The organism is Thioclava sp. F28-4 (assembly GCF_002020045.1).
In the GTDB taxonomy this organism is placed as follows: Bacteria; Pseudomonadota; Alphaproteobacteria; order Rhodobacterales; family Rhodobacteraceae; genus Thioclava; species Thioclava sediminum.
The window spans coordinates 175424-195401 of record NZ_MPZQ01000004.1 but is presented as its reverse complement, the minus strand read 5'-3'; the positions used below and the strand labels follow the sequence as shown (position 1 = coordinate 195401).

22 protein-coding genes are annotated in these 19978 nt (G+C 65.9%); 4 read left to right on the top strand and 18 right to left on the bottom strand.

The window, feature by feature from the left end; translation table 11 throughout:
* Position 1: 1 nt before the first annotated feature.
* The 9 genes from BMI87_RS11010 to BMI87_RS10970 form a co-directional block, all read right to left on the bottom strand.
* Positions 2-1099, bottom strand: coding sequence for an ABC transporter permease (locus tag BMI87_RS11010; protein WP_078521392.1), 1098 nt, complete (start codon positions 1097-1099; stop codon positions 2-4).
* The gene (locus BMI87_RS11005) at positions 1099-2781 is read right to left on the bottom strand and encodes an ABC transporter ATP-binding protein (protein WP_078521390.1); all 1683 of its coding nucleotides are present in this window, start codon (positions 2779-2781) and stop codon (positions 1099-1101) included. Before BMI87_RS11005 ends, BMI87_RS11010 begins: the two co-directional genes overlap by 1 nt.
* On the bottom strand, positions 2781-3770 hold the full coding sequence (locus tag BMI87_RS11000; RefSeq protein ID WP_078521388.1) for a BMP family protein: 990 nt from the start codon (positions 3768-3770) through the stop codon (positions 2781-2783). The genes BMI87_RS11005 and BMI87_RS11000 overlap by 1 nt, the downstream gene beginning before the upstream one ends.
* 152 nt (positions 3771-3922) lie before the next feature.
* The gene (locus tag BMI87_RS10995) at positions 3923-4348 is read right to left on the bottom strand and encodes a GNAT family N-acetyltransferase (protein WP_078521386.1); all 426 of its coding nucleotides are present in this window, start codon (positions 4346-4348) and stop codon (positions 3923-3925) included.
* Positions 4348-4998, bottom strand: coding sequence for a tRNA (adenosine(37)-N6)-threonylcarbamoyltransferase complex dimerization subunit type 1 TsaB (tsaB, locus tag BMI87_RS10990; RefSeq protein ID WP_078521384.1), 651 nt, complete (start codon positions 4996-4998; stop codon positions 4348-4350). Before tsaB ends, BMI87_RS10995 begins: the two co-directional genes overlap by 1 nt.
* Complete coding sequence (locus BMI87_RS10985; protein WP_078521382.1) at positions 4991-5551, bottom strand: NifU family protein; 561 nt, start codon at positions 5549-5551, stop codon at positions 4991-4993. Before BMI87_RS10985 ends, tsaB begins: the two co-directional genes overlap by 8 nt.
* A gap of 70 nt (positions 5552-5621) precedes the next feature.
* Complete coding sequence (locus BMI87_RS10980) at positions 5622-6080, bottom strand: DUF2267 domain-containing protein (RefSeq protein WP_078521380.1); 459 nt, start codon at positions 6078-6080, stop codon at positions 5622-5624.
* A 3-nt stretch (positions 6081-6083) separates the two neighbouring features.
* A complete protein-coding gene (locus tag BMI87_RS10975) occupies positions 6084-6539 on the bottom strand; it encodes a universal stress protein (RefSeq protein WP_078521378.1) in 456 nt (151 codons plus the stop codon).
* Positions 6540-6613: 74 nt separating this feature from the next.
* Complete coding sequence (locus BMI87_RS10970; RefSeq protein WP_078521377.1) at positions 6614-7480, bottom strand: branched-chain amino acid aminotransferase; 867 nt, start codon at positions 7478-7480, stop codon at positions 6614-6616.
* Between the two features lie 196 nt (positions 7481-7676).
* Between BMI87_RS10970 and BMI87_RS10965 the strand changes: the two genes are divergently transcribed.
* Positions 7677-8294 (top strand): sugar transferase, encoded by a 618-nt coding sequence (locus tag BMI87_RS10965; RefSeq protein ID WP_078521375.1) that lies wholly within the window; start codon positions 7677-7679, stop codon positions 8292-8294.
* On the top strand, positions 8291-10402 hold the full coding sequence (locus BMI87_RS10960) for a polysaccharide biosynthesis protein (protein WP_078521374.1): 2112 nt from the start codon (positions 8291-8293) through the stop codon (positions 10400-10402). The genes BMI87_RS10965 and BMI87_RS10960 overlap by 4 nt, the downstream gene beginning before the upstream one ends.
* Here the strand turns inward: BMI87_RS10960 and truA are convergent.
* Entirely contained in the window at positions 10364-11131 is a 768-nt protein-coding gene (gene truA, locus BMI87_RS10955; protein ID WP_078521663.1) for a tRNA pseudouridine(38-40) synthase TruA, read from the bottom strand. The two genes, BMI87_RS10960 and truA, sit on opposite strands and share 39 nt — an antisense overlap.
* Positions 11132-11273: 142 nt before the next feature.
* Between truA and BMI87_RS10950 the strand changes: the two genes are divergently transcribed.
* Positions 11274-12110: a DMT family transporter gene (locus BMI87_RS10950; RefSeq protein WP_078521661.1), complete on the top strand. Its 837-nt coding sequence runs from the start codon at positions 11274-11276 to the stop codon at positions 12108-12110.
* 4 nt (positions 12111-12114) lie between these two features.
* On the opposite strand, the gene BMI87_RS10945 is transcribed toward BMI87_RS10950, so the two are convergent.
* The 5 genes from BMI87_RS10945 to fsa all read right to left on the bottom strand — a co-directional run bounded on the left by BMI87_RS10945 (position 12115) and on the right by fsa (position 15802).
* Complete coding sequence (locus BMI87_RS10945; RefSeq protein WP_078521372.1) at positions 12115-12597, bottom strand: hypothetical protein; 483 nt, start codon at positions 12595-12597, stop codon at positions 12115-12117.
* Between the two features lie 51 nt (positions 12598-12648).
* Entirely contained in the window at positions 12649-13341 is a 693-nt protein-coding gene (locus tag BMI87_RS10940; protein ID WP_146681580.1) for a phosphatidylcholine/phosphatidylserine synthase, read from the bottom strand.
* A 42-nt stretch (positions 13342-13383) separates the two neighbouring features.
* Positions 13384-14304: a tyrosine recombinase XerC gene (locus tag BMI87_RS10935; protein ID WP_078521368.1), complete on the bottom strand. Its 921-nt coding sequence runs from the start codon at positions 14302-14304 to the stop codon at positions 13384-13386.
* Positions 14304-15008 (bottom strand): DUF484 family protein, encoded by a 705-nt coding sequence (locus BMI87_RS10930; protein ID WP_078521366.1) that lies wholly within the window; start codon positions 15006-15008, stop codon positions 14304-14306. The genes BMI87_RS10935 and BMI87_RS10930 overlap by 1 nt, the downstream gene beginning before the upstream one ends.
* Positions 15009-15151: 143 nt before the next feature.
* Positions 15152-15802 (bottom strand): fructose-6-phosphate aldolase, encoded by a 651-nt coding sequence (fsa, locus tag BMI87_RS10925; RefSeq protein WP_078521364.1) that lies wholly within the window; start codon positions 15800-15802, stop codon positions 15152-15154.
* 137 nt (positions 15803-15939) lie between these two features.
* On the opposite strand from fsa, the gene BMI87_RS10920 reads away from it, so the two are divergent.
* On the top strand, positions 15940-18129 hold the full coding sequence (locus BMI87_RS10920; RefSeq protein ID WP_078521659.1) for a primosomal protein N': 2190 nt from the start codon (positions 15940-15942) through the stop codon (positions 18127-18129).
* A 67-nt stretch (positions 18130-18196) separates the two neighbouring features.
* Here BMI87_RS10920 and BMI87_RS10915 read toward each other — a convergent pair whose 3' ends face one another.
* The 3 genes from BMI87_RS10915 to BMI87_RS10905 all read right to left on the bottom strand — a co-directional run bounded on the left by BMI87_RS10915 (position 18197) and on the right by BMI87_RS10905 (position 19873).
* Positions 18197-18769: a cob(I)yrinic acid a,c-diamide adenosyltransferase gene (locus BMI87_RS10915; protein WP_078521362.1), complete on the bottom strand. Its 573-nt coding sequence runs from the start codon at positions 18767-18769 to the stop codon at positions 18197-18199.
* Positions 18769-18972, bottom strand: coding sequence for a twin transmembrane helix small protein (locus tag BMI87_RS10910; RefSeq protein ID WP_078521361.1), 204 nt, complete (start codon positions 18970-18972; stop codon positions 18769-18771). Before BMI87_RS10910 ends, BMI87_RS10915 begins: the two co-directional genes overlap by 1 nt.
* Before the next feature lie 61 nt (positions 18973-19033).
* A complete protein-coding gene (locus tag BMI87_RS10905; RefSeq protein WP_078521360.1) occupies positions 19034-19873 on the bottom strand; it encodes an SDR family NAD(P)-dependent oxidoreductase in 840 nt (279 codons plus the stop codon).
* Positions 19874-19978: the final 105 nt, after the last annotated feature.

Below are 19978 nucleotides of genomic sequence, written 5' to 3'. Positions count from 1 at the left end.
CTCACGCCTCCTTCCGGGCGTTGGCGCGCGCGACGAAGAAGCTCTCGATCGGTGCGCGCAGCATGTTGTCGAAGGCCCCGGTGAATAGGATCACGAGCGCCTGGATCACGGTGATTAGCTCGCGCGGGATCGTGGTTTCCAGCGCCAACTCGCCGCCGCCCTGATAGAGGAAGCCGAAGAGAAGCGCGGCGAGGAACACACCGAACGGGTGGTTGCGGCCCATCAGGGCGACTGCGATCCCGATGAAGCCCGCGCCCTCGACCGAGTTCAGCACGAGGCGATGCGCCTCGCCCATCACGTTGTTGATCGCCATCAGACCGGCGAGGCCGCCCGAGATCAGCATCGCTGCCATGACGATCTTCACCGGAGAGATGCCCGCATAGCGCGCGCCCGTCTCCGACCGCCCGAAGGCGCGGATCTCGAAGCCCAGCTTGGTGCGCCAGATCAGCACCCAGACGAGGTAGCAGGCGAGGATCGCCACGAAGAAGGACACGTTTGCCGGGACCGATTTCGAGAAGAACTGACCGATCAGCGGGAAGTCATGGAAGGTCGGCAGATGCGTCGCAGGTCCGAAGCGCGCGGTGGCCGGGTCCATCGAGCCGCGCGGACGCAGCACGTTGACCAGCATGTAGTTCAGCACCGCCGCGCCGATGAAGTTGAACATGATCGTGGTGATCACGATATGGCTGCCGCGCTTGGCTTGCAGATAGGCCGGGATCGCCGCCCAGGCCGCGCCGAAGATCGCGCCGCCCGCCATCGCCGCGATCAGCGCGATGGTCCAATGCGGCCACGGGAAGGCCAGCAGCACCAGCGCCACGCCAAGCCCGCCGAGCGTCGCCTGCCCCTCGCCGCCGATATTGAACTGGCTGGCGTGATAGGCGACCGCGACCGCGAGGCCGGTGAAGATGAAGTTGGTCGCGTAATAGAGCGTGTAGCCCCAGCCATAGGGCGAGCCGAGCGCGCCCGAGACCATGACCTTGATCGCCTTGATCGGGTCTTCGCCGATCAGCAGCACCACGATCCCCGAGATCACGAAAGCGATCAGCAGGTTGAGGAGCGGGATCAGGGCCACATCGACCCATTTCGGTGTCTTTTCCATTATTGGCTCTCCTCGGGCGCGGCGATCGTCCAGCCGTCCATGCCGCGCACGTCCTCGCCGCCCATGCCCGCCATCAGGCAGCCCATGCCGGTCTGGGTGGCGGTCTCGACGGGGCCGATGCCCATGATCTGCCCGTCGAACATGACCGCGACCCGGTCCGAGAGCGCCCGGATCTCGTCAAGCTCGACCGATACCAGCAGGATCGCAGCGCCTTGGTCGCGCAGTTCGATGATGCGTTTGTGGATGAATTCGATCGCGCCGATATCGACGCCGCGGGTGGGTTGGCCGACCAGCAGCAGCGCCGGGCTTCGTTCGATCTCGCGGGCCAGCACGATCTTTTGCTGGTTGCCGCCCGAGAAGCTTTTCGCGGGCAGGGTCGGGATCGGCGGGCGCACGTCGAAGCGTTCCATCGCCTCGGCCGTGTGGGCCACGATCCCCGCATTGTCCATCACGAAGCGGTTCTTCTGATAGGCCGGATCGGAGTGATAGCCGAAGACCATGTTCTCCCACGCAGCGAAATCGAGGATCAGGCCGAGGCTGTGGCGGTCTTCGGGGACGTGCGAGATGCCCCGGCGGCGGCGCGACTGACCGTCGCTATGCTTGCCGGTGAGGTCGATCTCTTCGCCGTTGATGCGAATGTTGCCGGTGCCGTTGGCGAAACCGCCGAGGATTTCCAGCAGTTCGGACTGGCCGTTGCCCGCCACGCCCGCGATGCCGAGAATCTCGCCCGCGCGGATTTCAAGATTGATGCCCTTGAGGCGCTCGATCCCGTCTTCGTCTTTCACGCGGAGGTTCTCGACCTCCAGCACGGTTTTGCCGGGCTGTGCGGCGGTCTTGTCGACGTTGAGCAGAACCTTGCGGCCGACCATCAGCTCGGCCAGTTGCTCGGGCGAGGTCTCGGCGGTCTTCACCGTCGCCGTCATCTCGCCGCGGCGCATCACGCTGACCGTGTCGGTGATCTCCATGATCTCACGCAGCTTGTGGGTGATCAGGATGATCGTCTTCCCTTCCTTGCGGAGGAAATCGAGGATGCGGAACAGGTGGTCGGCCTCGGCGGGCGTCAGCACCCCCGTCGGCTCGTCGAGGATCAGGATATCCGCCTGACGATAGAGCGCCTTGAGGATTTCCACGCGCTGCTGGTGGCCGACGGATAGCTCTTCGATCTTCTCGTCGGGATCGACGTTGAGCTCGTATTCCTCGGCGAGGCGCTTGAGTTCCTTGCGGGCCTTGGAGAGCGAGGGGCGCAGCAGCGCGCCATCCTCGGCACCAAGGATGATGTTCTCGAGCACGGTGAAATTCTGCACCAGCTTGAAGTGCTGGAAGACCATGCCGATGCCGGCGCTGATCGCGGCCTGGCTGTCGGGGATATGGGTGTGCTTGCCTTTGATCCAGATCTCGCCCGCATCCGCCTTGTAGAAGCCGTACAGGATCGACATCAGCGTGGATTTCCCCGCGCCGTTCTCGCCGATGATGCCGTGGATCGTACCGGGCATGACCCGGATCGAAATGTCCTTGTTGGCTTGCACCGTGCCAAAGGCTTTCGAGATGCCTTTCAGCTCGATCGCGGGCGCGCCCGTGGGCGTGGCGGCAGCGTGGGCCGCTTCGGCCGCATCGCTGGCGTTTTCAGTGGCAAGGGCGGCAGTTGCCTGCCGCCCCGCGTTGTTCGACTCTGTTGTGCTCATCACTCGACCGGGCAGCTGTCGTCCGACATGTAGTCATGCACTTCGATCTTGCCCGACGCGATGTCGGCTTTCGCCTGCTCCACCGCTTTTTCCATCTCGGGCGTGACGAGCGACTTGTTGTTGTCGTCCATCGCGACGCCGACGCCGTTCTGGGCCAGACCCATCACCTTGATGCCCGGCTTCAGATCGGGGCCCGCCGAGAACGCGTCATAGACGGCGTTGTCGACACGCTTGAGCATCGAGGTCAGGACCTTGCCCGGGTGCAGGTAGTTCTGGTTGCTGTCCACGCCGATCGACAGGACGTCGCCATCCGCGGCTGCCTGCAGAACGCCGATGCCGGTGCCGCCAGCGGCTGCGTAGATCACGTCCGCGCCCTGGCTGATTTGGGCCTTGGCGATCTCGCCGCCCTTCACCGGGTCGTTCCACGCCGCCGGGGTCGTGCCGGTCATGTTCTGGATGACTTTCGCGTCGGGGTTCACGGCTTTCACGCCCTGAACGTAACCGCAGGCGAATTTGCGGATCAGCGGGATGTCCATGCCGCCGACAAAGCCGACGGTGCCGGTTTTCGACGCCATCGCGGCCATCATGCCGACGAGGTAGGAGCCTTGCTCTTCCTTGAAGACGATCGACTCGACGTTGGGCTGGTCGACGACCATGTCGACGATCGCGAACTTGGTGTCGGGATAGTCGGGAGCGACGGTGTTGAGCGTGTCGCCGAAGGCGAAGCCGGTCATCACGATCGGGTTGGCGCCCGACTCGGCCAGTTTACGCAGGGCCTGCTCACGCTGAGCTTCCGACTGCATTTCCAGTTCCTTGTAGGAGCCGCCGGTCTCTTCGGCCCAACGCTTGGCGCCGTTGAAGGCGGCCTCGTTGAAGCTCTTGTCGTATTTGCCGCCCAGATCGTAAATGATCGCGGGATCGGCCAGCGCGGCCCCGGCGCTGAGCGCGAGCGCGGTCGCGGCGCCGAGGAACTTGGTGAAATAGGTCATGGATTACTCCCGAACGTTATGGCCCTGTTGGATAAGCCTGTTGGCGCGCTCGGTTCAGCGCGCGGACCCGGCGATTTGGGCAGAGCTTGCCAAAGGGGTCAAGCGTCAAGTTGTGGATGACGCGAGGTCGCAAGACAAATTTGATTGAACGGTCAGCTTGTCGCTCTAGCGAGCGGCAAAGTGAGAACGAGAGCGTCGATGCGATCGCCTTCCGGGCTGCGGTAATAGCCTTTCCGGCGCCCCGATTCCTTCCAGCCGGTCGCGGCATAAAGCGCGCGCGCGGCGTCGTTCTCGGCGGAGACTTCGAGGAAGGCGCTTTCGGCCCCAAGCGCCTCGACTTCCTGTGCGAACCGCTCGACCAGCGCGCGGCCCGTGCCGTTGCGGCGGCCTTTCGGGTCGACCGCCAGGGTCAGAAGCTCGGCTTCGCCCGCGATGACGCGTCCCAGCAGGAAGCCTCGGTTTTCGTTCAACAGGAAGGTGCCGGGGCCGCGTATCAGATCCCGGAATTCGGCCTCGGTCCACGGGCGTGGTGTGGTGAAGCAGGCGGCATGCAGCTCGGCGAGGGCTTCGGCGCGCATCAGTCGAGGATCCTCGGCGGCGGGTCGGAGGGCGGGGCGGCATCGGCCGCGCGCAGGTAGAGCGGTGCCGGGCGCTCTCCGGGGATGAATTCGCGAGAGGCTGCGATCCGTGCGATGGCTTCGGCGGGGGCGAAAGCGGCGGGCGCGGCGGCGGCGCCGATCCGCTGGGCGACCTCGTCGGCGGCGGTGCCAATGCAGGTCAGTCCGGGTTCGGCCAGACCTTCGGGCAGCGCGTCGAGCTCATGCAGATCCAGCGGGATGGCCTGTGCGGTACGGAAGCCCTCGAGATAGACGCGTTCGCGCGGCGCTGCGACGGCGGCAAGCACCGGACCTTCGCTGCCGAATTGCGCCGCGTCGGTGATCGAAACACCGAGCGCTGGCGCTCTCAGGCTCAGCGACAATCCACGCGCGGCGGAGACGGCGATGCGGACGCCGGTGAAATTCCCCGGTCCGATCCCGACGCCGATCCGCGTCAGGTCGCGCCAGCCGACGCCTGCCTCTGCGAGCACCTCTTCTAGAAGCGGCATCAGCCGTTCGGCCTGTCCGCGTCCCATTTCCTCGTGTCGCGCGACGAGGCAGTCATCACCCGACAGCAAAGCGGCCGCGCAATGCGCGGCCGATGTGTCGAAGCCTAGCGTCAGATCAGGCATTGACCGGACGGACCTCTGAAACCTCGGGGATGTAGTGTCTGAGCAGGTTCTCGATCCCCATCTTGAGCGTCAGCGTCGAAGACGGGCAACCGGCGCAGGCGCCCTGCATGTGCAGGTAGACCACGCCACGCTCGAACCCGTGGAAGGTGATGTCGCCACCGTCCTGCGCCACGGCCGGGCGCACGCGGGTGTCGAGCAGTTCCTTGATCTGCGAGACGATCGCGCCGTCCTCGCCGTCATGCTCGGCATGGCCCGAGGGCGCGGCTTCGCCTTCGATCACCGGGGCGCCGGATTGGAAATGCTCCATGATCGCGCCGAGGATCGCCGGTTTCGCGTGATCCCAGCTGGTCGCGTCATCTTTCGTCACGGTGACGAAGTCCGAGCCGAAGAACACGCCGGTCACGCCGGGCACTGCGAAAACGCGCTTGGCCAGCGGCGATTTGGCCGCCGTCTCGGCGGTGGGGAAATCAGCGGTGCCGGTCTCCAGCACGGTCTGGCCGGGCAGGAATTTCAGCGTCGCGGGGTTCGGGGTCGTCTCGGTCTGAATAAACATCGCGTGCCTCCTTGGCTTGCCGCTCATATGCGCCTTCCGACTGAATTAATCAAGTAATCGCGGCTATGCGCTAGATGATGCGCGGCGCGATCTGGGCGGGATCGGTGACCTCCGGGCGCCAGAACGCCTCCGCTTCCGGTCCGATCCGCGCGAGAGCGGCCTCGAAGTCACGATGATTGACGTGGCGCCAGAGGGCAAAGGCGGTGGCCTCGATGGCGTTGTCGGGGGTCAGGTTGTGATGCGGGCGCAACGCTTGCGCTTCGCGGGTCATCTCGGTCCGGCTGCCGAACGGGCGCGGCGTCGCCATCACATCCCAGTGGTACAGGAAGATCGCGCGCAACACCGCAGGCAGGCAATCGGCGAAGGCGATGGCCTCGACAGGGCGCAGCCGTGCACGGAAGGTGACGAAGACGCCCTCCACCGCCGTGTAGGTCATGTTGTCGGAGTCGAGGCCCATCCGATCGCGCGCATCGGCGAGGAAGGAGGCGAACTCCTTCTGCGCGTGGCGATAGGTCCAGGGCATCGGCATCGGTCAGGTGATCTGTTCGAGCTTTTCCTTCGACATCTCGCCCGGCACGATCGTCAGCGGGCAGGGTAGCGTCCCGGCCTGTTTGACCATCTGGCTGACCAGCGGCCCCGCGCCGCCTTTGCCGGAGCCTGCACCGAGGACAAGCACGCCGATCTCGGGATGCTCGTCCATCACGGCGATGATCTCGGGCACGGGCTCGCCCTCGCGGATCACCAGTTCCGGCTCCACGCCCTGACGGTCGCGCATCCATTTCGCGAAGACCTCGAAATGCGCCTCGATCCGCTCGCGGGCTTCTTCGCGCATGATCTCGGCCACGCCGATCCAGTGTTGGTATTCGTCGGGCGGGATCACGGACAGGATGATCACGCCGCCGCCGGTATGGTTCGCGCGCATCGCCGCGAAACGCATCGCGTTGAGGCATTCGCGGGTATCGTCGAGCACAACCAGAAACTTGCGCATGGCTCCTCCGGGACGGGGTGTTCGTGGATCATCGCCCGGCGCGAGGTCTTTGGCAACCGCGGGGGTGTCGAGGCTCAAAGCGGTGACCCTTGCGCCCAGTCCATATAGGCCTCGCGCGCCCGCTGCGTGCCCTTGCCGGGCGTGTAGCTGACATCGTCGAAGCCCGCGACCGGGGTGACCTTGGCGAAGTTGCCGGTCAGGAAGACCTCGTCGGCATTGCGGAAATCGTAGAGCGTCAGCACCGCTTCATGCACCGTCTCGCCGCCCTCGCGCAGCAGGCCCATGATCCGCTTGCGCGTGAGCCCCGCGAGGAAGGTGCCGTTCGGCATGGGCGTGAAATACTCGCCATCCTTCACCATCCAGACATTCGCGGTCGCGCTTTCGGCGACATTGCCCATCGCATCCTGCACGAGCGCGTTGCCGAAGCCCTTGCGCTGCGCCTCGACCAGCATCCGGGCGTTGTTCGGATAGAGGCAGCCCGCCTTCGCATCCGTGACGTTATCGGCCAGAACGGGACGGCGGAATTGCGTGGTGGTCAGCGTCGTCGACTTGCCGGGATCGGGCATCGCCACCTCTTCGAGGCAGAGCGCGAATCCGGTTTCGCCGGGCTTCGGCGCCACGCCCAGATCGGACCCCGCAATCGCCCAATACATCGGGCGCACGTAGACGGCAGTACCCTTGTCGTATTTCCGCAGGCCTTCGCGCGCAATCTCGACAATCTCCTCGGCGGCGAGGGTCGGCGTGATCATCAGCGCCTCGGCGGAGCGGTTGGTGCGCGCGCAATGCGCGTCGAGATCGGGGACGACCCCGTCGAAAAGCCGCGCCCCGTCAAAGACCGAGCTGCCTTGCCAAAGCCCGTGATCGGCGGCGCGCATGACGGCGATATCGCCCTCGTGCCATGCGCCTTCGAACCATGTGCGGATGTTTTTGCCGAATGCCATCGGTGCCTCCTTCGTATCGGGCGCGATCCAACCACTCGCGCCTCGCGAAGTCCATACGACCGATTGTATCGGTGTCAGGTGTCGTAAGGTCCGGTCGCGTCTCGGTGCGGTTGAGCGTTAACCGCATGGCAACCGCGACCTGCCTAGGCTTGCGGAAGTTTCGCCCCTTGTGGCTACCCGTAACTGGAGATTTGGCATGACCCCGGCCCGGCGCAGGCGTAAACGTCTCTTCGATCTGACGCTGGCGGTGCTGGCGCTGCCCGTGGTCTTGCCGCTGATCGTGCTGGTCTGGTTGGCGGTTGCACTGGTGCAGGGGCGACCGTGGTTCTACGGCGGCGAACGGATGCACAGTCCCACGCGCAGCTTTCAGATGTGGAAGTTCCGCACGATGGAGGCGGAGGCGGGCGATCACGGCATCACCGCCGGGCATAAGCGCGCGCGGATCACCCCGCTTGGGCAGATCCTGCGCCGGTGCCACGCGGATGAGTTGCCGCAAATCTGGAACGTACTTCGCGGCGATATGAGCTTCGTCGGACCGCGCCCTCCGCTGCGCGAGGTGGTTGCGCGTTTCCCGCAGCTCTACGCGCAGGTGCTCGCAAGCCCCCCGGGGATCACCGGGCTCGCGAGCGTGCAGTTCGCACAAAAAGAGGCGCGTCTGCTGGCGCGATGTCGGACAGCCGAAGAAGCGCGACGAATCTACGATCAGGCTTGCGTCCCCGAGAAAGCCCGGCTCGATCTGCTTTACCAAAGACAGGCCTCGTGGCGGCTCGATCTTGCGCTGATCTGGCAAACTCTGCGCGGAGGGATCGCGTGAGGGAAGCGCTAACCGACAAGATCGCGACGCGCCTGATCGCGCTGTCGCGCCCGCGCAAGGCGGCTGTCATCGCGACGCTCGATGCGCTGCTCGCGATGGCGTGCCTTGCGTTGGTGTTGCAACTCACGCGTGCCTTGAGCCGCTGGAGCCTCGGGGAGAATGCCTGGCTCCTGGTCCTGATCGGGAGCGGTCTCGCCGCGGTGGCAAGCCTTGGCACCGGCTTGGCGCGCCTGCCCCTGAAGGACTTCGCCATGCTGGGGGCGGGAAAGTCGGTCGTCCTCTCCTGCCTTCTTGCACTGACCCTCTGGGTCGGCCTCGGATGGCAGGGTGGCGGCACTGCGCTCTTCTTCGGTTGCGCGTTTCTATCGGGCATCGTGGTCCAGCGCCGGGCGCTTCTGGCGCTGACGGGACGGCTTTATCGACGCTCGAACGTCGTCTCGCGCATCGCGATCTACGGTGCGACGCCGGAGGGGATCGCGTTGGCACGGGCGTTGCGCGACCGATCCGGGTTCTTGACCTGCGCCTATCTCGACGACAGCCCGGTTTTGCGCGGCGCGACGTTGGACGGGGTGCCGGTTCTGGGTCCCGCGGCGCGCAAGGCGCTGATCCGCAAGTTCAATGTCGATCGCGTCGTCCTCGCCGATCCGCGCCTGCCCGAGCCGCGCAAGGCCGCGCTGGCGCGTGACCTCTCGCGCCGTGGATTGCGCTGCGAGGCGCTGCCGGATTTCGCCCTGCTGGTCGGCGGCGCGGATCTTGCCGCGCGGCTCGAACCGGTGCGCCCCGAGCGTTGGCTGGGCCGCTGCGAGATCACCGGGGGCGACCCGCCCGAGGCGGAGTTCTACTGCGGAAAATCCGTGCTCATCTCGGGGGCGGGCGGCTCCATCGGGGCAGAGCTTTGTCGTCAGATTCTCGCCTGTGGCCCGACGAAACTCGTCCTGCTCGAACTCTCGGAACCCGCGCTGTTCGCTCTACTGTCCGACCTGACGCCGCTCGCCGCCCGCGCGGGTGTCGATCTCGTCACCCGGCTCGGCTCCGCCGGGGACGCGGCGCTGGTGCGGGAGATCTTCGCACGCGAGGCGATCGACGCTGTGTTCCACGCCGCCGCTTACAAGCACGTCGCGCTCGTGGAAGAAAACCCGCTTTCCGGATTCGCGAATAACGTCACCGCCACGGTCTGCCTCGCACGGGGCGCGCGGGCGGCGAAAGTTGCGCGGTTCGTGCTGATTTCCAGCGACAAGGCGATTGCACCGAGCTCGGTCATGGGCGCGTCGAAACGAATGGCCGAGCTGGTGGTGCAGGATCTTGCGACCCGCGTGGGCGCGACGGTTTTCTCGATCGTGCGCTTCGGCAATGTGATCGGCTCGTCTGGATCGGTCGTGCCGATCTTCGAGCGGCAGATCGCCCAAGGCGGCCCGATCACGCTCACCGATCCTGACGCCACACGCTATTTCATGACCATCGCCGAAGCGGCGCGGCTCGTGCTGATCGCGGGCCGCTGGGAGGTCTCGGGGCGGGTCTATGCGCTCGATATGGGCGCACCGATCCGGATCGGCGATCTCGCCCGGCAGATGGTCGAGGCGCGCGGGTTACGGCTGCGCGGGCCAGACTGTCCAGACGGCGAGATCGAGTTGTTGCGGATCGGTTTGCGGAGGGGGGAGAAGTTGCACGAGGCACCCGTGACCGGCGCGCATAGCCGCGCGACCGCGCATCCGAAGATCAGGCATGCCGCCGTGGCCCACCTCTCGGAGCGCGGGACCGCCCTGCTTCTGCGTGATCTAGATGTGGCTGTGGCGCAGCGTTGCCGGGAGCGGCTGGAGGCGCTCATGTCACGGCTGCGCGGCGAGGAGAGCCAAGTCCCCGCGCCATGTCTAGGTGAGGCGTTCAGCGCACCAAGTGCGGAAGAACGCGATATCGAGCCGGCCGATAGCGAGATGTGCTGGCAAGATGGAACGCCTGGAAGCCGGGTCGCGTGTTCCGTGACAGAGGGCCGGAGCTTCGCTCTCGCTCAGACGCGCGGCATCGCCCTGCCAACGCCAATGCGTCCCGCCCCGCCGGGCGCTCGGGTCGCGTCAGGCGAAAGGATCGTGGGGATAGCCGACCGCGCTTAGATAGAGGCCCTGCGGCGGGCAGACCGGTCCGCAAGCGGCGCGGTCGCGCGCGGCGAGCGCTTCGCCCACGCGCTCGGGCGGCCAGGATCCGGCGCCGACGCGCTCCAGCGTGCCGACGATCGAGCGGACCTGATTGTGCAGGAAGCTGCGCGCGCGCAAATGAAACCGGACCTCGCGCCCATGCGGGATGTCGAGCGACTCGATCCGGATCTCGTCGAGCGTTTTAACTGGAGAGTTCGACTGGCACATGGTCGAGCGGAAAGTGGTGAAGTCATGATGCCCGATCAGATGCGCGGCCCCTTCGCGCATCGCCTCGATATCGAGCGGGTTGAGCACCTGCCAGACCAGCCCGCGATCATGGGTCACCGGCGCGCGGCGTTGCACGAGCCGGAACAGGTAGCGCCGCTCTAGTGCAGAAAACCGGGAGTGGAATTCGTCTTCGACCCGGGCGCAGGCGAGGATCGCGACCGGCGCGGGGCGCAGGTGATAATTCAGCGCCTCCGACAGCCGGAACGGGTCCCAATCCTTCGTCAGATCGGCATGGGCGACCTGCCCAGTGGCGTGAACGCCCGCATCGGTGCGACCAGCCGCCGCGATCGTATGGGGGCCGGGTTCGAGCTTCGCCAAAGCCGCCTCGACCGCGCCCTGCACCGAAGGCTGGTCGGCCTGACGCTGCCACCCGGCAAAGGGCCCCCCGTCATATTCGATTTTGAACGCGTATCTCGGCATGGAGCGGCCATAGCCCGAGCGCGCCCCGTTTCGCAATCCCCTCCCGGCCATGCGCCGCGATTGCGGACCCCTGCACGGGGCGGCTTGCCCTCGTCATGACCCGGAGCTACCGATGGCCGGTCGGGCAGAGAAGGGCGCGGATATGAGTTTGACGATCATGGCGGCGGTGCTGGGCGCGGCCTTCCTGCATGCCCTGTGGAATGCGCTGATCCGCCTGGGCGGCTCGAAAATCCGCGCCATGGTGATGCTGTCCATTGCCGAGGCTCTGATCGGGCTTGTCGTGGCTTTGTCGCGCCCCTTGCCGGACAGCGCCGCGCTGGGCTGGATCCTCGCCGCGGGGGTGATCCATTTCGGCTACAAGTTCTTCCTCGCCCATGCCTATGAGCAGGGCGATCTGAGCCGGGTCTACCCGATCGCGCGCGGAACCGCGCCGATGATGGTGGCGATCGTCTCTGCTGCGCTGGCGATCGATGCGATCAGCGGGCTCGAATATGCGGGGATCGCGGTGCTGGGGCTCGGAATCGCCCTGATGGCGCGCGGCGTGTTCACCGATGGCGAAAGCCGCCGCCTGCTGCCCTATGCGCTGGGCTCCGCGCTGGCGACCGCGAGCTATACGCTGGTCGACGGGATGGGTGCGCGCATCTCGGGCGAGCCCGTGGGCTATGTCGGATGGATCATGGTGCTGGGCGGCGTGTTCTTCGCGACGGGCATGGTCGGGCTGCGCGGGACCGCGATGTTGCGCGCCGCGCCACGCGAATGGGGGATCGCGACGCTAGGGGCAGCGGCTTCCTATGCGGCCTATGCGATCTCGATCTGGGCGATGACCCGCGCGCCGATCGCGCTGGTCGCGACCCTGCGCGAGACTTCGATCCTGTTCGCGGTGCTGATCGGCTGGCTCGTCTTCGGCGAGAAGATGCGGATGACGAAGGCGCTGGCGGCGCTGCTGATCGTCTCGGGCGTGGTGCTGACGCGGGTCTGAGCGCTCAGAATTGCGGCTTGCCTTGCGCGTCGCAGCTGCTCGGCATGGCGTCGTCCGCGGGCCGCGGCACGAGATGCCCGTCTTCGATCTGAAGGGGTGTGAAAGGTGGCTCTTGGATTGCGGGCTGAATCTGGCGGACGACGTAGCAACCACCGAAGCTTTCGGTATTGCCATCGGTGGTCCGCGCCGTCACCGTCACCCCGAGCGTAGTGTAAATCGAGCCCGCCGCGCCTTCCGATGTCACCGGGCCGACCGTGACCGAAGCCGCCGCGGTATCGGCATAGCCTTTCGCGAAATCCGCGTAATCGCGCTCCTTTTCGGCATCGGCGAAATAGCTCCAGGCGCGGGCATATTGTTGCAGCGAAATCGCATTGTAGAGCGAGCGGACCAGCGCCGCGGGGGTCGAGCGGTCGTCGAGGTAGTCCGGCGCGGCGATAGCCGCGTGCCCGGAGAGGGCGAGAACGAGGAGCGCGAGAGTACGACGCATGTGGCCTCCTGAAAGATGTTGGTGCGGGTAGCCGGTACGGCCACCGCAGGATCAACGTCTTTCGGGAACGATTTGTTGCACGATGCCGACGAGCAGCAGGTAGATGGACGTGACGACCAGCCCCCAATGCGCCCAGCTTGCCGGATCGAAGTCGACCCATGCGGCCCAGCCCGCGAAGAACGTCCACAAAAGCGCCATCGGCAAGGAGACTACGCGCCAGCGCTTCGTGCGCACCGGGTGAATGAACTTGAGGGGCAGGAACATCGCGATGGCGAGCGCCACGACGACGAGAAGGATCGTCCAATAGCCGGGCTTGAGCGCGAACAGCACCAGCACCAGCATGTTCCACGCGCCCGGGAAGCCCTGGAACGAGTTGTCCTTCGTCTTCATCCGGGTGTCGGAGAAATAGACGACGCTGCCATAGGTGATCGCGATGATCGCGAGCCAGCCCGTCCATCCCGGCAGCAGGCTCGACTGGAACAGCGCGAAGGCGGGGATGAAGACATAGGTCAGATAGTCGATGATCAGGTCCATCAGGACGCCGTCATAAAGCGGGAAATTCGCCTTCACATCATAGCGCCGCGCGAGCGGGCCATCGATCCCGTCGACGAAGAATGCGGTGACGAGCCAGAGGAACATCAGCGCCCATTCGCCCTCCGCAGCCGCGAGAAGCGCGAGCATCGACAGCACGGCGCCGGTGGCGGTGAGGAGGTGAACGAACAGGGCTTTGATGCGGATATCCATCTGCCCGTGATGCCGGATTTGCGACGCAGGGGCAAGCGAACTTCAGGCGCGCGGATGGCTCTTGTCGTAGATTTCCATCAGCCGCGCGGCATCGACGGCGGTGTAGATTTGGGTCGTGCCGAGGCTCGCATGGCCCAGCAGTTCCTGAATGGCGCGCAGGTCGCCGCCGGCCGCCAGCAAATGCGTCGCGAAACTGTGGCGCATCGCGTGCGGGGTCGCCGTGGAGGGCAGGCCCAGCGACATGCGCGCCCGCTCCATCGCCTTGGAAATCATGCGCGGATTGAGCGGCTTTCCGCGTGCGCCGTAGAACAAGGGCGCATCCGGCTCGGCGGGGTAGGGGCACAGGCGCATGTACTCCGCGACCGCCTCGCGGGCGGCGGGCACGACCGGCACAAGCCGCTCCTTGTCGCCCTTGCCGCGGATGCGCAGCACCTCGGGCAGAGGATGAGCCTCGGCGCGTAGGGCGAGCGCTTCGGAGATTCGCAGCCCGCAGCCATAAAGCAGGGTCAGCACGGCGGCGTCGCGCGCGGCGATCCACGGTTCCATCGCCTGCGTGTCGACCTGTTCGATCATCCCGGCCGCGGCGTCCTCGTTCAGCGGGCGCGGCAGTTTGCGCTGATATTTCGGGCTGCGGGTCGAGAGAATATGGCTCGCGTCGAACCCGTCGCGATCGGCGAGCCAGCGGATGAAGCTTTTCACCGAAGAAAGCGCGCGGGCGAGCGAGCGCGACGAGACCTCTCGGCCGCGTTCATGCGCCATCCAGGCCCGCATATCGGAGGGGCCAAGTTCTGCGATCCGGGCGGTGCCCAGGCTCTCGCCATGATGGGTTTGCAGAAAACCCAAGAAGCTCGCCACGTCGTGCCGGTAGGCGGTGATAGTGTGATCGGAGGCGTCGCGCAGCCCGCGCAAATGGCTCAGCCATTCGGCGAGCGCGTCTTGCAACCCTGCGGACGGCTCCGCCATCAATCCAGCCAGCGGCGCATCGTGCGTTCGAATACGCCTGCGAAGAAGGCCAGAAGGTCGGTGCCTTGCGACGGTTTGAACTGATGCGGGTCCTCGGCGGCCATGACCAGCATGCCGGGCAGGCGGCCTTCGCCCAGATCGAGTTGCATCAGCGCCTCGGAGCGCACCCAGTTCGCCGTCTCGCCGAAGATCGCCTCGGAGCCCGGCACGGTCTGGCGCAGCACGACCTGTCGCGGTTGCCCGCCACGCCCGCCGCGCATGTATTCGGTGATGAAGCCGGGTTCGGCCACGCAGAGCACCTCGCCCAGCTGGCGCAGCGCCGGGTCGTTCTCGTTCTGGTGGCTTTCCAGCACGAGGCGCACCGCGTCGACGCGCAGGATCTCGGCCACTTCGGTCGCGAGGTTGGACAGGAAGGACTGGAAGTCATGCGGGTCGAGCATCCGCAGCACCGCGCGGTGAATCTGGTTCGTGCCCGCGAGGTTCTCATAGGCCGCCGCGATGACAGACCGGTGGGTGTCTTCCAGCCGGTCGAGCCGCGCCTCGAGCCGGGACATGGCCGCGCCGCGCAGATCGACGATATTGCCGCCCATCGCGGCCTCGTTCGCAGCGATCAGCGCCCGCATCAGGTCGCGGTCCTCGAGAATCACGTCAGGGTCGGAAATGATCTTGTCGCGGAGTTGCTCCACGAGGGCCGGTTCGGTCATGCCTGTCTCGTCGCTGGTCGATGCATCATTTTTTCCAAGCATACACGATGCGCCCCGCGACGCAGTCGAAAAAATCGGCCCGTTCGACGAAAAAGGCCCGCCGGAGAGGCGGGCCTTTGCTGTATCGGACTCACGCGAGAAGATCAGATCTTCTGGCCGGTCGCTTCCCAGTCCTTGAGGAACTGGGCCAGACCCTTATCGGTCAGCGGGTGGTTGACCATCGACTTGATGACCGCCGGCGGTGCGGTGATCACGTCGGCGCCGATGCGGGCAGCGTCGCTGATGTGGTTCACCGAACGGATCGACGCGGCGAGGATCTGGGTCGTGAAGTCGTAGTTGTCATAGACCGTGCGGATGTCCTCGATCAGCTGCATCCCGTCGAGGTTGATGTCGTCGAGACGGCCGATGAAGGGCGAGATGAAGGTCGCGCCCGCCTTCGCGGCGAGGATCGCCTGCGCGGTCGAGAAGCACAGCGTGACATTGACCATGTGGCCTTCGGATGCGAAAGCCTTGCAAGCGGTCAGGCCGTCCCAGGTCAGCGGAACCTTGATCGCGATATTGGGGGCGATCTTGGCGAGCTTCATACCTTCTTCGATCATGTCCTTGGCTTCGGTGGCCACGACTTCGGCCGAGACCGGCCCGTGGACCATGTCGCAGATTTCCTTGGTGACTTCGAGAATGTCGCGGCCCGATTTAAGGATCAGCGACGGGTTGGTGGTCACGCCATCGACCATGCCCAGATCGTTGAGTTCCTTGATCGCGGCGGTGTCGGCGGTATCGACGAAGAATTTCATGGCAGCTCTCCTTGGCAGCAGTCGCGAGCGTGTTAGCGCAAAAGTGGCGACGGCGAAAGAGGTCGCAGCAGGACGGGGGCTCCGCCCCGCGGCTTCGCCGCTCCCCGGGATATTTAGTGCAGTTGGAAGGCATGGCGATGTCTGAACCCGGTTGGTTCGAAGAGGGCGCGCGGGTCGCGGTACTGACGGCGGAGCCGATCGGGCGCCCGCTCGATTATCGCGCGCCGGAGGGTGGCTGCTACAACGGGGCTTTCGTCGAGGCGCCGCTGGGGCCGCGCAAAGTGCTGGGCGTGGTCTGGGGACCGGGCGAGGGCGGTTTCGACGCCGCCAAGCTGCGCGCGGTGAACCGGGTCTTCGACGTGCCGCCGATGCGCGACGAGCTGCGGGTGTTTTTGGAGCGGATGGCGGAATACACGATGACGCCGCTCCCGCAGGTGCTGCGGCTTGCGACGCGGGCGCCGGGCTTGGGCGACCCGCCGGGGATGCGAACGATTTACCGGCTGGGTGATCGGGAGCCGTCGCGGATGACCGATGCGCGGGCGCGGGTGCTGGAGCTGCTGGAAGAGCATGGCGGTGCGGGCTTCTACCTCAGCGAGCTGGCGCATCTGGCCGGGGTGACGACGCAGGTGGTCAAAGGGCTGGTGAAGACCGGCGCGCTGATCGAGGCGGAGGTGCCGCGCGATCAGCCGTTCCCGCGGCTCGATCCGGCGCGGCCCGGCAAGGCGCTGTCGGAGGCACAGACCACGGCGGCGGAGGCTTTACGCGCGGGCTCCGGGGCTTATTCGACGACGCTTCTGAAGGGCGTGACCGGCTCGGGCAAGACGGAGGTCTATCTGGAGGCGGTCGCGGAATGTCTGCGCAAGGGGCGGCAGGCTTTGGTGCTGCTGCCCGAGATCGCGCTGAGTTCGGAATTTCTCTCGCGGGTCGAGGCGCGGTTCGGCGCGCGTCCCGGCGAATGGCATTCCGGCGTCACGCAGAGCGAGCGGCGCAGGCTGTGGAAGGCCTGCGGTGCGGGCGAGGTGCAGCTTGTCGTCGGCGCGCGCTCGGCGCTGTTCCTGCCGTTCCGCGATCTGGGGCTGATCGTGGTCGATGAGGAGCATGACAGCTCTTACAAGCAGGAGGAGGGCGTTCTCTATAACGCCCGCGACATGGCGGTGCTGCGCGCCTCGGGCTGTTCCGCGCAGGTGGTGCTGGCCTCGGCGACGCCAAGCCTCGAGACATGGGCGAATGCAGAGGCCGGGAAATATCAACGGCTCGATCTGGGCGCGCGGTTCGGCACGGCGGAACTGCCCGAGATGGGCACGATCGACATGCGCGACGAGGCGATCGAGAGCGCGCATTGGATCGGGCCGACGCTGGTGAAGGAGGTTCTGGCGCGGGTTGCCGAGGGGCAGCAGGCGATGCTGTTTCTCAACCGTCGCGGCTATGCGCCGGTCACGATCTGCCGCGCCTGCGGGCATCAGATCGGCTGCGACCATTGCGACGCGCGGATGGTGGAGCACCGTTTCCTCAAGCGGCTCGTCTGCCACCAATGCGGCGAGACCAAGCCGATCCCGGTGAAATGTCCGAGCTGCGAGGTGGAGGGCAAGTTGGCACCCGTCGGGCCGGGGGTGGAGCGGCTGGCCGAGGAAGTCGCGGAGCGCTTCCCCGAGGCGCGTCTGGCGGTGCTGTCCTCGGACCTGTTCGGCTCGGCCCGCGCGCTGAAGGAGAAGATCGCGGAGATCGCGCAGGGCGAGGCGGATATCATCATCGGCACGCAGATCGTGGCGAAGGGGCATAACTTCCCGCGGCTGACGCTGGTGGGGGTGATCGATGCTGATCTGGGGCTGCAGGGGTCGGACCTGCGCGCGGCGGAGAAGACGTTCCAGCTGATGCGGCAGGTGGCGGGCCGGGCTGGCCGCGCCGAGGAGAAGGGCGCGGCGCTATTGCAGACCTATCAGCCCGAGCATCCGGTGATCCGCGCGATTCTGGGCGGCGACGAGGAGGCGTTCTGGGCGCAGGAGGCCGCCGCGCGGCAGGCGCAGGGTGTGCCGCCTTACGGGCGGATGGCGGGGATCATCCTGTCGGGGCCGGATTTGCAGCCGCTGTTTGAGGTGGGCAACCACCTCGCGCGCAACGATGCCGCGCTTCGCCGGATCGGGGCGCAGGTCTTCGGGCCGGCGCCTGCGCCGATCGCGCGGGTGCGTGGGCGGCATCGGGTGCGGCTCTTGGTGAAGGCAGAGAAAAGCGCGCCGCTACAGGGCGCGCTCAAGGCTTGGCTCAAGGGGCTGAAGCTGCCGACGAATGCGCGGCTCGCGGTCGATATCGATCCGCAGAGCTTCCTATAGGGAGGCGCTTAGCGGCTTCCCCTTCCCTTCGCCGGTGCTTCCACCGGAAGCCCCGCCACTGACTTCGTCAGCGGTTCGCTCCGGGAACCCACAACACATCGTCCTTGCCGTCGTCATTCGCGATCCGGGCTGCGACGAAGAACCAGTCGGACAGGCGGTTGAGATATTTCACCGCCCATTCGTTCACACCTTCGATTGCGGCCAGCGAGACGGTTTCACGCTCGGCGCGGCGCGCCACGGTGCGCGACATGTGAAGGTGCGCGGCAAGCGGCGTGCCGCCGGGCAGGATGAAGCTGCGCAGCGGCTCCAACTTCTTGTTCATCGCGTCGATCTCGGTCTCGAGCCGGGTCACCTGGGACTCGACCATGCGCAGGACCGGGTAGCCCGCCTCGTCGTCATGCTCCATATCGGGCCGCGCCAGATCGGCGCCCAGATCGAAGAGGTCGTTCTGGATCACGGAGAGCTGCTTTTGCAGCGCCTCATCTGCATGCAGGCGCGCAATGCCCACGGTCGCATTCAGCTCGTCCACGGTGCCATAGGCGGTCACGCGCGCGGAATGTTTGGCGACACGCACCCCGTTCGAGAGCGCGGTTTCCCCGGCATCGCCGGTGCGCGTGTAGATGCGATTGAGAACGACCATCAGCCACCCCTTCTAAGATAAACGAACAACAGGATCAGCGCGATCGCGACCGCCTGGGCGGCAATGCGCAACCGCATCAGCTTGTTGGCATGTTTCTTGTTGAAATCGCCCCCGCGTCCGAAGCCCGCGATGCCGATCATCAAGATCACCAGAACCGCCAAACTCGCCAGAGCGACGACATAAAATAACGGGTCGTTGCGCATGTAGTCTCTCTCCCTCTGGGCTCAAGACATAGCTGGAGATCACGAAAATGCGAAAGGATTTTCAGCCCTTGTCCAGCACCCAGTCGAGCATCCGGTCCGGCAGGAAGCGGCGCACGACGCTGATTGCCTTGGTCGGCGTGGTGATCTTGTAGCGCGGCTTCGGGTTCGGGGCCTCGAGCGCCTTGAGGATCGCCTTGGTCACCTCGGAGGGGGGCAGTTCGAACGTGTCGGGCTTGCCGCGGCTTTGGTAGAGGCGCTTGAGCAGACTTCCCTCGTATTGCGCGCGGCGGGCGGAGTTCTCCCAATCCACCCATTTCTCGAAAGGCGGGATCGAATTGACCCGGATTTTCGAGGTGATCGGGCCGGGCTGGATCAGCACGATCTTGATATTCGTATCGGCCATCTCGAGCCGCATCACATCGGTCAGCCCTTCCAGCGCGAATTTCGTCGAGGCATAGGCCGCGCGCCATTTCAGCCCGACGAAGCCCAGCACCGAGGAGCATTGCAGGATGCGCCCCTCGCCATTGTCGCCCTGCGCGCGCATCACCTTGATCGCGCGGGTCGTCAGGTCGTGCAGGCCGAACAGGTTGGTCTCGAAAATCTCGCGCAGCGCGCCGGGGGGGATGTCCTCCGCAGCGCCGGGGCAGGCGAAGGCTGCGTTGTTGTAGAGCGCGTCGAGCCGACCGTGCCCGCGCGCCAGTGCCTCGTTGAAGCCAGCCTCGATGCTTTCGGGATCGGCCACGTCGAGTTGGAAGGAGATCAGCCCTTCGGAGCGCAGGCGCTCGCAATCCTCTTCACGGCGGCAGGTGGCGAAGACTTTCCAGCCCGCGGCTTTAAGCCCGTGGGCCGCGTCATAGCCGATGCCCGAGGAGCATCCAGTGATAAGGATCGTCTTGGCCATGCGCGCGCCTTCCCTCTGATCCGGCAGCGCAAAGAAAAACCCGCCGGAGATTTGCCTCCGACGGGGGTATTTCGAGCCATTTGAAAAGGCAAGATTTTAGCGGCT